Origin of the sequence: Lelliottia sp. CFBP8978 (genome assembly GCF_034046055.2) — a bacterium.
Classification (GTDB): domain Bacteria; phylum Pseudomonadota; class Gammaproteobacteria; order Enterobacterales; family Enterobacteriaceae; genus Enterobacter.
Genome location: NZ_CM188253.1, coordinates 3,124,468 through 3,136,430, shown reverse-complemented (window position 1 = coordinate 3,136,430; position 11,963 = coordinate 3,124,468). Strand labels below are relative to the sequence as shown.

Annotated in this window: 10 protein-coding genes; 9 read left to right on the top strand and 1 reads right to left on the bottom strand. The window is 54.6% G+C overall.

All coding sequences use genetic code 11. The features are described from left to right. The first annotated feature begins 2 nt into the window (after positions 1-2). The 7 genes from ispG to SOM82_RS14730 all read left to right on the top strand — a co-directional run bounded on the left by ispG (position 3) and on the right by SOM82_RS14730 (position 7,315). On the top strand, positions 3-1,121 hold the full coding sequence (ispG, locus tag SOM82_RS14760) for a flavodoxin-dependent (E)-4-hydroxy-3-methylbut-2-enyl-diphosphate synthase (protein WP_154128330.1): 1,119 nt from the start codon (positions 3-5) through the stop codon (positions 1,119-1,121). An 80-nt stretch (positions 1,122-1,201) separates the two neighbouring features. Next, entirely contained in the window at positions 1,202-2,476 is a 1,275-nt protein-coding gene (gene hisS / locus SOM82_RS14755) for a histidine--tRNA ligase (RefSeq protein WP_320459655.1), read from the top strand. Positions 2,477-2,489: 13 nt separating this feature from the next. Beyond that, positions 2,490-3,110: a YfgM family protein gene (locus SOM82_RS14750; protein WP_320459656.1), complete on the top strand. Its 621-nt coding sequence runs from the start codon at positions 2,490-2,492 to the stop codon at positions 3,108-3,110. Between the two features lie 10 nt (positions 3,111-3,120). Then, positions 3,121-4,299: an outer membrane protein assembly factor BamB gene (gene bamB, locus SOM82_RS14745; RefSeq protein ID WP_154128336.1), complete on the top strand. Its 1,179-nt coding sequence runs from the start codon at positions 3,121-3,123 to the stop codon at positions 4,297-4,299. 110 nt (positions 4,300-4,409) lie between these two features. Beyond that, positions 4,410-5,882, top strand: coding sequence for a ribosome biogenesis GTPase Der (gene der, locus SOM82_RS14740; RefSeq protein WP_154128338.1), 1,473 nt, complete (start codon positions 4,410-4,412; stop codon positions 5,880-5,882). A 74-nt stretch (positions 5,883-5,956) separates the two neighbouring features. Then, the gene (locus SOM82_RS14735) at positions 5,957-7,048 is read left to right on the top strand and encodes a Gfo/Idh/MocA family oxidoreductase (RefSeq protein WP_320459657.1); all 1,092 of its coding nucleotides are present in this window, start codon (positions 5,957-5,959) and stop codon (positions 7,046-7,048) included. Positions 7,049-7,099: 51 nt separating this feature from the next. Continuing rightward, complete coding sequence (locus SOM82_RS14730; RefSeq protein WP_320459658.1) at positions 7,100-7,315, top strand: zinc ribbon domain-containing protein; 216 nt, start codon at positions 7,100-7,102, stop codon at positions 7,313-7,315. Here the strand turns inward: SOM82_RS14730 and xseA are convergent. Then, complete coding sequence (gene xseA / locus SOM82_RS14725) at positions 7,312-8,685, bottom strand: exodeoxyribonuclease VII large subunit (protein WP_320459659.1); 1,374 nt, start codon at positions 8,683-8,685, stop codon at positions 7,312-7,314. The genes SOM82_RS14730 and xseA overlap by 4 nt on opposite strands. A gap of 159 nt (positions 8,686-8,844) precedes the next feature. Here xseA and guaB point away from each other — a divergent pair, with 159 nt between their 5' ends. Continuing rightward, a complete protein-coding gene (gene guaB / locus SOM82_RS14720) occupies positions 8,845-10,311 on the top strand; it encodes an IMP dehydrogenase (RefSeq protein ID WP_154128346.1) in 1,467 nt (488 codons plus the stop codon). A gap of 68 nt (positions 10,312-10,379) precedes the next feature. Then, complete coding sequence (gene guaA / locus SOM82_RS14715) at positions 10,380-11,957, top strand: glutamine-hydrolyzing GMP synthase (RefSeq protein ID WP_154128348.1); 1,578 nt, start codon at positions 10,380-10,382, stop codon at positions 11,955-11,957. The last annotated feature ends 6 nt before the right edge of the window (positions 11,958-11,963 follow it).

Here is an 11,963-nt window from a genome sequence, read left to right as displayed (position 1 = left end):
TCATGCATAACCAGGCTCCGATTCAACGTAGAAAATCCAAACGGATTTACGTTGGGAATGTGCCAATTGGCGATGGTGCACCTATCGCCGTCCAGTCGATGACCAACACCCGTACCACGGATGTTGAGGCGACGGTCAATCAAATCAAAGCATTAGAACGTGTGGGCGCGGATATTGTTCGTGTTTCCGTACCGACAATGGATGCCGCCGAGGCATTCAAGCTCATCAAACAGCAGGTGAATGTCCCGCTGGTTGCCGATATTCATTTCGACTACCGTATTGCGCTCAAAGTGGCGGAATATGGCGTTGATTGTCTGCGTATTAACCCAGGCAACATCGGTAGCGAAGAGCGCATTCGCGCGGTGGTAGATTGCGCCCGCGATAAAAATATTCCTATCCGTATCGGCGTTAATGCCGGATCGCTGGAAAAAGATCTGCAGGAAAAATACGGCGAACCGACGCCGCAGGCCCTGCTGGAATCAGCCATGCGCCATGTGGATCATCTCGATCGTCTCAACTTTGATCAGTTTAAAGTCAGCGTTAAAGCATCTGACGTTTTCCTGGCCGTTGAGTCCTACCGTCTTTTGGCAAAACAGATCGAACAACCGTTGCATCTTGGGATCACCGAAGCCGGTGGCCTGCGTAGCGGTTCCGTTAAGTCGGCGATCGGCCTCGGCCTGCTGCTCTCTGAAGGGATCGGTGACACGCTGCGCGTCTCTCTGGCGGCGGATCCGGTTGAAGAGATCAAAGTCGGTTTCGATATTCTGAAATCGCTGCGTATTCGTGCTCGCGGTATCAACTTTATTGCTTGCCCAACCTGTTCGCGTCAGGAATTTGACGTGATTGGCACGGTTAATGCGCTGGAGCAACGTCTGGAAGATCTGATCACGCCGATGGATGTCTCTATTATCGGCTGTGTGGTTAATGGTCCGGGCGAAGCGTTGGTGTCCACGCTCGGTGTGACCGGCGGCAACAAGAAAAGTGGCCTCTACGAAGACGGCATTCGTAAGGATCGCCTCGATAATAACGACATGATTGACCAGCTCGAAGCCCGTATCCGCGCAAAAGCGACGATGCTCGATGAAGCGCAGCGAATCAGCATTCAGCAGGTTGAAAAATAACGTGATGGGAAGCCTCAGGCTTCCCGTGTATGATTGAACCCATTCTTTGGGTTTTTTTTGTATATAAAAAGAGAATAAACGTGGCAAAAAACATTCAAGCCATTCGCGGCATGAACGATTATCTGCCTGGCGATACCGCCATCTGGCAGCGCATTGAAGGCACATTGAAACAGGTGCTCGGCAGCTACGGTTACAGCGAAATCCGTTTGCCGATTGTAGAGCAGACCCCGTTATTCAAACGTGCGATCGGCGAAGTGACCGACGTCGTTGAAAAAGAGATGTATACCTTTGAGGACCGCAATGGCGACAGCCTGACTCTGCGTCCGGAAGGTACGGCGGGCTGTGTACGCGCCGGCATCGAACATGGTCTTCTGTACAATCAGGAGCAGCGTCTGTGGTATATCGGCCCAATGTTCCGCCACGAACGTCCGCAGAAAGGTCGCTATCGCCAGTTCAACCAGCTGGGTGTCGAAGTTTTTGGTCTGCAGGGCCCGGACATTGATGCTGAGTTGATTATGCTGACAGCACGCTGGTGGCGTGAACTCGGCATCTCCGAACATGTTGCGCTGGAGCTGAACTCAATCGGTTCGCTTGAAGCTCGTGCAAACTATCGTGATGCGTTAGTGGCATTCCTTGAACAGCATAAAGATAAGCTGGATGAAGATTGCCAGCGTCGCATGTACAGCAACCCGCTGCGCGTGCTGGATTCCAAGAACCCGGATGTGCAGCAGCTTCTGAATGATGCTCCGGCACTTGGCGACTATCTTGATGAAGAGTCTCGCGAACACTTCGCTGGCCTGTGTAAGTTGCTGGAAGCAGCAGGCATTGCTTATACCGTCAACCAGCGCCTGGTGCGCGGCCTCGATTACTACAACCGTACCGTTTTTGAGTGGGTGACAACCAGCCTTGGCTCGCAGGGTACGGTTTGCGCTGGTGGCCGCTACGATGGTCTGGTTGAACAGCTTGGCGGTCGTGCTGCCCCTGCGGTCGGTTTCGCGATGGGTCTTGAGCGACTTGTTTTGTTGGTTCAGGCAGTTAATCCGGAATTTAAAGCCGAATCTGTTGTCGATATATACCTGGTGGCCTCAGGTGCGGATACGCAGTCTGCGGCGATGCAGTTTGCTGAACGGGTACGCGATGCGTTGCCTGGCGTCAAACTGATGACCAACCACGGCGGCGGCAACTTTAAAAAACAGTTCGCGCGTGCCGATAAATGGGGCGCAAGTATTGCACTGGTGCTGGGTGAGTCCGAAGTGGCTGCTGGCGAAGTGGTAGTCAAAGATCTGCGCTCAGGTGAACAAACAACCGTAACGCAGGATGGCGTTGCTGCGCACTTGCGCACTTTACTGGGCTAAGGGGAAGAACAGCGTGGAAATGTACGAGAACGAAAACGACCAGGTTGATGCGATTAAGCGCTTCTTTGTCGAAAACGGCAAAGCCCTGGCTGTTGGGGTGATTTTAGGTGTGGGTGCGCTGGTTGGCTGGCGTTACTGGAACAGCCACCAGGCTGATTCCGCGCGTGATGCTTCCCTGACATATGAAAATACCGTTAGCGCAATCCGTGCCGATCAGCCGCAAACGCTGGCTGCTGCCGAGAAATTCGCGGCGGACAATAAAAACACCTACGGCGCGCTGGCTGCACTGGAAGTGGCTCAACAGTTTGTTGATAAAAATGAACTGGATAAAGCTGCAGCCCAGCTCACGCAGGGTCTTTCTGCCGCCAGTGATGAAAATCTGAAAGCGGTTATTAATCTGCGTCTGGCTCGTATTCAGGTTCAACAGAAGAAAGCAGACGATGCGCTAAAAACGCTCGATACTGTTAAAGGTGAAGGCTTTGCAGCCATTGTTGCTGACCTGCGCGGTGAAGCACTGCTGAGCAAAGGCGACAAACAAGGCGCGCGCAGCGCGTGGGAAGCGGGCGTGAAAAGCAACGCCTCACCTGCGTTGAGCGAAATGATGCAGATGAAAATAAATAATTTGTCCGTCTGAGAGGGACCCGATGCAATTGCGTAAATTACTTCTGCCAGGACTGCTTTCCGTTACGTTATTGAGTGGCTGTTCACTCTTCAGCGGCGAAGAAGATGTTGTAAAAATGTCTCCGCTGCCGACAGTAGAAAACCAGTTTAGTCCGTCAACCGCGTGGAGTTCTTCCGTGGGTGATGGGATTGGTGATTTCTACTCCAACCTGCATCCAGCGTACGCGGACAGCGTTGTTTACGCGGCTGACCGTAAAGGCACCGTGCGTGCTTTCAATGCGGATGATGGCAAAGAAGTCTGGTCTGTTAACCTGGCCGAAAAAGACGGCTGGTTCTCCCGTTCGCCAGCGCTGCTTTCTGGTGGTGTGACAGTTTCAGGTGGTCATGTTTATATCGGCAGCGAAAAGGCACAGGTCTATGCCCTGAACGCCAGCGATGGTTCCATCGCATGGCAAACGCGCGTCGCGGGTGAGGCGTTGTCCCGTCCGGTGATCAGCGATGGTCTGGTACTTATTCATACCAGCAACGGTCAGCTTCAGGCGTTGAACGAAGCGGACGGTGCAGTGAAATGGACTGTGAACCTGGATATGCCAGCGCTGTCACTGCGTGGCGAATCTGCACCGGCTACGGCCTTTGGTGCGGCCATTGTCGGCGGTGATAACGGTCGCGTTAGCGCCGTGCTGATGCAGCAAGGCCAGATGATTTGGCAGCAACGTATTTCTCAGGCTACCGGTCCGACTGAAATCGATCGTCTGAGTGATGTCGATACCACTCCGGTCATCGTTGACGGCGTAGTGTATGCGCTCGCCTACAATGGCAACCTGACGGCGCTGGATCTGCGCAGCGGTCAGATTATGTGGAAACGTGAACTTGGTTCTGTGAACGATTTTGTTGTCGACGGTAACCGCATTTATGTGGTCGATCAGAACGATCGCCTGCTGGCGCTGAACACTGATGGCGGTGTGACGCTGTGGACGCAAAGCGATCTGCTGCACCGTCTGCTGACCGCCCCGGCGCTGTATAACGGCAGCCTGGTCGTCGGTGATAGCGAAGGTTATATGCACTGGATTGATCCGCAAACGGGTCGCTTTGTTGCTCAGGAAAAAGTCGACAGTTCAGGCTTCCTGACCGATCTGGTTGTGGCTGATGGTAAACTCCTGATCCAGGCAAAAGACGGTACGCTGTACGCGATCACGCGTTAATCGTTGCGTTTGTTGTATACTAAACGGCTCCTGTTAACTCAGGGGCCGTTTTGACTTTTTTAAAAACGCCGCAACTGCGACGTTATTGTGAATTTTATGAGGCTTCAAACATGGTACCTGTGGTCGCGCTTGTCGGGCGCCCGAACGTTGGAAAATCCACTCTTTTTAACCGTTTAACACGCACCCGTGATGCGCTGGTTGCGGATTTCCCGGGGCTGACTCGTGACCGTAAGTACGGTCGTGCTGAAGTGGAAGGACGAGAGTTCATCTGTATTGATACCGGTGGTATTGACGGAACAGAAGACGGCGTGGAAACACGCATGGCGGAGCAATCGCTGCTGGCGATCGAGGAAGCAGACATTGTGCTGTTCATGGTCGATGCTCGTGCAGGTCTGATGCCTGCCGATAGCGCGATTGCGAAACACCTGCGCTCCCGCGAAAAGCCAACCTTCCTGGTGGCGAACAAAACTGACGGTATTGACGCCGATCAGGCCGTGGCCGATTTCTGGTCCCTGGGGCTGGGTGAAATTTATCCTATCGCAGCGTCCCATGGACGCGGCGTCACCAGCCTGCTCGAAACCGTTCTGCTGCCGTGGGTTGACGAAGTTAACCCGCCGGAAGAAGTGGACGAAGACGCGGAATACTGGGCGCAGTTCGAAGCCGATCAAGAGGGGGCAGAAGAGCCTGAGGATGATTTTAATCCGCAGGATCTGCCGATTAAACTCGCTATCGTGGGCCGTCCGAACGTCGGTAAATCAACACTGACTAACCGTATTCTCGGTGAAGATCGCGTCGTTGTGTACGACATGCCGGGCACGACGCGCGACAGTATCTATATTCCGATGGAGCGCGACGAGCGTGAATACGTTCTGATCGATACTGCAGGTGTGCGTAAGCGCGGGAAAATCACCGATGTGGTGGAAAAATTCTCCGTTATCAAAACGCTGCAGGCGATTGAAGATGCCAATGTGGTCATGCTGGTTATTGACGCACGCGAAGGGATTTCCGATCAAGATTTGTCACTGCTTGGCTTTATCCTCAATAGCGGACGTTCGCTGGTTATCGTCGTCAACAAATGGGATGGTCTGAGCAACGAAGTGAGAGAGCAGGTAAAAGAGATGCTGGACTTCCGTCTCGGCTTTATCGACTTTGCTCGCGTGCACTTCATTTCAGCGCTGCATGGCAGCGGCGTGGGCAATCTGTTTGAATCGGTACGTGAGGCTTATGACAGCTCCACGCGCCGCGTAAGTACTGCGATGCTGACGCGTATTATGACCATGGCTGCTGAAGATCATCAGCCGCCGCTGGTGCGTGGTCGCCGCGTGAAACTCAAATATGCGCATGCCGGTGGTTATAACCCGCCAATTGTGGTGATTCACGGTAATCAGGTAAAAGATCTGCCGGATTCCTACAAGCGCTATCTGATGAACTACTTCCGTAAATCACTGGATGTGATGGGCACGCCTATCCGGATTCAGTTCAAGGAAGGGGATAACCCGTTTGCCAACAAACGTAACACCCTGACGCCGAACCAGATGCGTAAACGTAAGCGTTTGATCAAGCACATCAAGAAAAGCAAATAATTGCATGATAAAAACCCGACTGAGTCGGGTTTTTTGCCTTTTGGTATTCGGATAATCAGCTCAGAGAGGGGTGTATGCAAACAGGTTTTGTTGGTCTGGGGGCCGTTGTGGAAACCGCGTATTTGCCTGCGATGCGGAACATATTCAGCCAGCCCGTGAACTGTCTGGGTTTTGACGTTGAGCCCGGACGTAAGCTGAGCGGTGTCACGCGTTGCTCTTCGCTTGAAGAGTTACTGTCCGCTCCCGTTGAAACCCTGTTTGTCACCACTTCCTCACTGCATCATCTCGATGTGCTTGAGCTGGCATTAGCCTCCGCTATTCCACGTATTGTGGTGGAAAAACCGATCGTCGCCACGCTGGCGCAAATTGAAAAGCTCAAAACCTTACTTGCAGAACCTGGCGCGGCGTCCCGCGTGCTGGCTCTCGATCACTGGATGGCGCGTAACGGCGCGATGCAGCTGACGCTCGGCACACCTGTCCCTGAGTGGCAAGCGGAGAGGGCGAATCAGGGGGCAGTGAAAGGAGTGAATGCCTTTGATGAGATTGTGAGAATCGAGGGCTTTCTCCAGGAACCTAGCGGCTTTAATGCGGCGGGAGAGCCGATAGCACTGAACTTTGCAACAGGCGAGCCGGACACGCGGCAGCTTCGTCATCCTGACGGCGTGATTATTGATATTGGCACTCATGTTCTTGCGATGATACGCGAAACCGTGCGCTATCTGGGTGGGAACAGTGACATCTCGTTGCGGGTCCTGACGGCAAAAGATCGCCTGGGACAACCTGTTGCAACGGGCGATCTGCAAACCGCCGAAGGCGAAGCCCATCTTCAGGGCCATATTAGCGGTATTCCGACCGATATCTGGCTTAACAAATATGCCGGACCTGCGGGTGGGCAAAAGGGGCTGCGGTTACATCTGCGTGATGGCAGAGTCATCAGCCAGGACAGACGGGGCGCACAGGATATTCTTGAGCTTACTGATGGCGATCGCGTGCTGCGTTGGTCGCTACCGGGAACGATCTATGAGCACTGCCTGGCAGGACATATCCTTGGGAAAAAAAGCCTGTATGAACGCGCACCCGAGGAAGTTAGCCTGACGACCCTGCGTCGACTGGAAGAGGTTGAAATACTCCTGCAACTACAGCAGCAGCTACGTGGTCCCCATTAATCGCATCGTGTTACCATTAGAGGTATGTTGAACAGATTTCAAGGAGTCACAATGTCGATAACCTGTCCGGATTGCCATGCCGAGCTGGAGCCTGTAAACGGGGCCGCACACTGCGCAAACTGCCAAAAAAATATTGAGCTCGAAGCACGCTGCCCCGATTGCCATCAGCCTCTTCAGGTTTTAAAGGCGTGCGGGGCGGTCGATTATTTCTGCCAGAACGGCCATGGATTGATTTCAAAGAAACGCGTTGAATTTGTGCCGGTTTAAACCGGCTTTTTCTTGCGCGTTTTTTTCGCGGGAGTGATACCTTTCACTTCACTTTCTACCCAGCCGTCGGCCAGGCGGGTTGTCAGCACATCACCGGCCTTCACCTGTTTGGTCTGCTTCAGCACTTTTCCGTCCGTCGCCGTGGTTACGCTATAGCCGCGCGCCAGGGTGGAAAGTGGACTAACGGCTTCCAGATGCGTGACAACATTGCCAAAGCGTTCTCGTGAGCCGCTCAGACGCTCGCGCATGTTCTCGGCCAGACGATACTCCAGCTGCTGAAGTCGGGTTTGTGCGCGATAAATACGCGGCTGCGGGCTTTGCTGATTCAGACGCTGAACCATCCGCTGCTGGCGTGAAACCGCGCGTTTGAGCTGATTATCGAGGGCAAAATTCATCCGCTGGCGCAGGCGTTCGAGCACGGTCTGCTGACGCGCCAGGCGTAACTGCGGATGCTGCTGCTGCAAACGGTGATAAAGCTGGGTGAAACGACGACTGCGCCCGACGAGAAAATAGTCCATCGCCATTTCCAGGCGCTGCTGCACGTTCTGGATCTGGCGCAACAGTTCCTGTTGATTACGGCTGACGATTTCAGCAGCGGCTGAAGGAGTGGGAGCGCGCAGATCCGAGACAAAATCGGCGATGGTGACGTCGGTTTCGTGCCCGACCGCGCTGACGATCGGAATGCGGCTCGCAAATATTGCCCGTGCCACGCGTTCATCGTTAAAGCTCCACAGGTCTTCCAGTGAGCCGCCACCGCGTCCGACGATGAGCACATCGCACTCCTGACGCACATTTGCCAGCTCAATGGCGCGGACGATCTGCCCCGGCGCATCGTCACCCTGAACCGCAGTCGGATAAATGATGACCGGGAGCGAAGGGTCGCGGCGTTTTAACACATGCAAAATGTCATGCAGCGCTGCACCGGTTTTCGAGGTGATCACCCCGACACAGTGTGCCGGTGAGGGAAGCGCTTTCTTGAACGATTGTTCGAACAGACCTTCGGCTGTGAGCCTGGCTTTTAACTGTTCATATTTCTGCTGGAGTAAGCCTTCGCCCGCAGGCTGCATGCTCTCAACAATAATTTGATAGTCGCCGCGCGGCTCATACAGGGTGATATTGGCGCGCACCAGAACCTGCTGGCCGTGCTGAGGGCGGAACGTCACCCGACGATTGCTGTTGCGAAACATCGCGCAGCGCACCTGAGCGTTGTCGTCTTTCAGCGTAAAATACCAGTGGCCTGACGCAGGCTGAGTGAAATTTGAAATCTCTCCGCTGATCCATACCTGTCCCATCTCCTGCTCCAGCAGTAAACGGACCGATTGATTAAGGCGGCTAACGGTAAAAATTGAGGAGCTTTGGGAGGATAACATGTGAGCGGGATCAAATTCTAAATCAGCAAGTTATTCAGTCGATAGTAACCCGCTGAGAGGCGATCGCAAGCATTTTTTATAAAAAAGTGTAGATGCAAACGGTTACGCTCTGTATAATGCCACGGCAATATTTAACCACCCAGGTCAGAGATATTGCCCATGCTACGTATCGCTAAAGAAGCACTGACGTTTGACGACGTCCTCCTCGTTCCCGCTCATTCCACCGTTCTGCCGAATACTGCCGATCTCAGCACGCAGTTGACGAAAACCATTCGCCTGAACATTCCTATGCTCTCTGCGGCTATGGACACCGTGACTGAAGCGCGCCTGGCGATTGCCCTGGCACAGGAAGGTGGCATCGGCTTTATTCACAAAAACATGTCTATCGAGCGTCAGGCTGAAGAAGTTCGCCGCGTGAAGAAACATGAATCGGGTATTGTTTCCGACCCGCAGACCGTTCTGCCAACCACCACGCTGCACGAAGTGAAAGCGCTGACCGAGCGTAACGGCTTTGCTGGCTACCCGGTCGTGACCGAAGACAACGAACTGGTCGGTATCATCACCGGTCGTGACGTGCGTTTCGTCACCGACCTGAACCAGCCGGTCAGCGTGTACATGACGCCGAAAGAGCGTCTGGTCACCGTGCGTGAAGGCGAAACCCGCGAAGTTGTGCTGGCTAAAATGCACGAAAAACGCGTTGAGAAAGCGCTGGTTGTGGATAACAGCTTCCACCTGCGCGGCATGATCACCGTTAAAGATTTCCAGAAAGCAGAACGTAAACCCAACGCCTGTAAAGACGAACGCGGTCGTCTGCGCGTAGGCGCTGCGGTAGGTGCAGGCGCTGGCAACGAAGAGCGCGTGGATGCGCTGGTGGCTGCGGGCGTTGACGTTCTGCTGATCGACTCCTCTCACGGCCACTCCGAAGGCGTTCTGCAACGTATTCGCGAAACCCGGGCTAAATATCCGGATCTGCAAATTATTGGCGGTAACGTGGCAACTGGCGCAGGCGCTCGTGCCCTGGCAGAAGCGGGTTGCAGCGCGGTGAAAGTGGGTATCGGCCCTGGTTCTATCTGTACCACCCGTATCGTGACTGGCGTGGGCGTTCCGCAGATTACCGCTGTGTCTGACGCGGTGGAAGCTCTGGAAGGCACCGGTATTCCGGTTATCGCCGACGGCGGTATCCGCTTCTCTGGTGATATCGCCAAAGCGATCGCGGCAGGCGCTGCAGCGGTGATGGTTGGTTCTATGCTGGCAGGGACTGAAGAGTCTCCGGGCGAAATCGAGCTGTTCCAGGGGCGTTCTTACAAGTCTTACCGTGGGATGGGTTCTCTCGGCGCGATGTCAAAAGGTTCTTCGGATCGCTACTTCCAGACGGATAACGCGGCAGACAAACTGGTGCCAGAAGGTATCGAAGGTCGCGTGGCGTATAAAGGCCGTCTGAAAGAGATCATTCACCAGCAGATGGGCGGCCTGCGTTCCTGTATGGGTCTGACCGGCTGTGGTACCATCGATCTGCTGCGTACCAAAGCGGAATTCGTACGTATCAGCGGTGCAGGGATCCAGGAGAGCCACGTTCACGATGTGACCATCACTAAAGAGTCCCCGAACTACCGTCTGGGCTCCTGATAAGTTTCCGCGCCCGGCTAAATGCCGGGCGCTCTGTTTTTGTTTCACTTGCCTCGGAATTAGCGTTAATGACGGAAAACATTCATAAACATCGCATTCTTATTCTGGATTTTGGTTCTCAATACACTCAGCTGGTCGCGCGTCGCGTACGTGAGCTCGGCGTTTACTGTGAACTGTGGGCGTGGGATGTCACAGAAGCCCAGATCCGCGAGTTCAACCCAAGCGGCATCATCCTTTCTGGCGGCCCGGAAAGCACCACCGAGCACAACAGCCCACGCGCACCGCAATACGTGTTCGAAGCCGGCGTTCCGGTGTTCGGCGTTTGCTACGGCATGCAGACCATGGCGATGCAGTTGGGCGGTCACGTAGAATCTTCCAACGAGCGTGAGTTTGGTTATGCGCAGGTCGAAGTATTAACCGATAGCGCGCTGGTACGCGGTATCGAAGATTCTCTGACGGCAGACGGCAAACCGCTGCTGGACGTATGGATGAGCCATGGCGATAAAGTCACCGCGATCCCGTCCGATTTTGTGACCGTTGCCAGCACCGAAACCTGCCCGTTCGCCATTATGGCTAACGAAGAAAAACGTTTCTACGGCGTTCAGTTCCACCCGGAAGTGACCCACACCCGTCAGGGTATGCGCATGCTGGACCGCTTCGTGCGCGATATCTGCCAGTGTGAAGCGCTGTGGACCCCGGCGAAAATCATCGACGATGCTGTTGAGCGCATTCGCAAACAGGTTGGCGACGACAAAGTGATCCTCGGCCTGTCCGGTGGGGTTGACTCCTCCGTGACCGCGATGCTGCTGCACCGTGCCATTGGTAAAAACCTGACCTGCGTCTTCGTGGATAACGGTCTGCTGCGCCTGAACGAAGCCCAGCAGGTGATGGACATGTTCGGCGACCACTTCGGTCTGAACATCGTTCACGTTGAAGGCGAAGAGCGTTTCCTGTCCGCACTGGCGGGCGAGAGCGATCCGGAAGCCAAACGTAAAATCATCGGCCGCGTGTTTGTCGAAGTGTTCGACGAGCAGGCATTGCGTCTGGAAGACGTGAAGTGGCTGGCGCAAGGCACCATCTACCCTGACGTGATCGAATCCGCAGCCTCTGCAACCGGTAAAGCGCACGTCATTAAATCTCACCACAACGTGGGCGGCCTGCCGAAAGAGATGAAGATGGGGCTGGTCGAACCGCTGCGTGAGCTGTTCAAAGACGAAGTGCGTAAGATTGGGCTGGAGCTGGGCCTGCCGTACGACATGCTGTACCGTCACCCGTTCCCGGGGCCAGGTCTGGGCGTGCGCGTGCTGGGCGAAGTGAAGAAAGAGTACTGCGATCTGCTGCGTCGTGCGGATGCGATCTTCATCGAAGAGCTGCATAAAGCCGACCTGTACAACAAAGTGAGCCAGGCGTTCACCGTGTTCCTGCCGGTGCGTTCTGTTGGGGTGATGGGCGATGGCCGTAAGTACGACTGGGTTGTCTCCCTGCGTGCGGTAGAGACTATCGACTTTATGACCGCTCACTGGGCCCACCTGCCGTATGATTTCCTTGGCCGCGTTTCCAACCGCATTATCAACGAAGTGAATGGCATTTCGCGTGTCGTCTATGACATCAGCGGTAAGCCGCCAGCGACGATTGAGTGGGAATAATTTCCC

Bases quoted from the DNA above. Each gene is read 5' to 3' on its own strand.
- SOM82_RS14735 (WP_320459657.1), top strand. From the start codon at position 5,957: ATGCAAACAGGTTTTGTTGGTCTGGGGGCCGTTGTGGAAACCGCGTAT.
- SOM82_RS14730 (WP_320459658.1), top strand. From the start codon at position 7,100: ATGTCGATAACCTGTCCGGATTGCCATGCCGAGCTGGAGCCTGTAAAC.
- bamB (WP_154128336.1), top strand. From the start codon at position 3,121: ATGCAATTGCGTAAATTACTTCTGCCAGGACTGCTTTCCGTTACGTTA.
- der (WP_154128338.1), top strand. From the start codon at position 4,410: ATGGTACCTGTGGTCGCGCTTGTCGGGCGCCCGAACGTTGGAAAATCC.
- guaA (WP_154128348.1), top strand. From the start codon at position 10,380: ATGACGGAAAACATTCATAAACATCGCATTCTTATTCTGGATTTTGGT.
- ispG (WP_154128330.1), top strand. From the start codon at position 3: ATGCATAACCAGGCTCCGATTCAACGTAGAAAATCCAAACGGATTTAC.
- xseA (WP_320459659.1), bottom strand. From the start codon at position 8,685: ATGTTATCCTCCCAAAGCTCCTCAATTTTTACCGTTAGCCGCCTTAAT.
- guaB (WP_154128346.1), top strand. From the start codon at position 8,845: ATGCTACGTATCGCTAAAGAAGCACTGACGTTTGACGACGTCCTCCTC.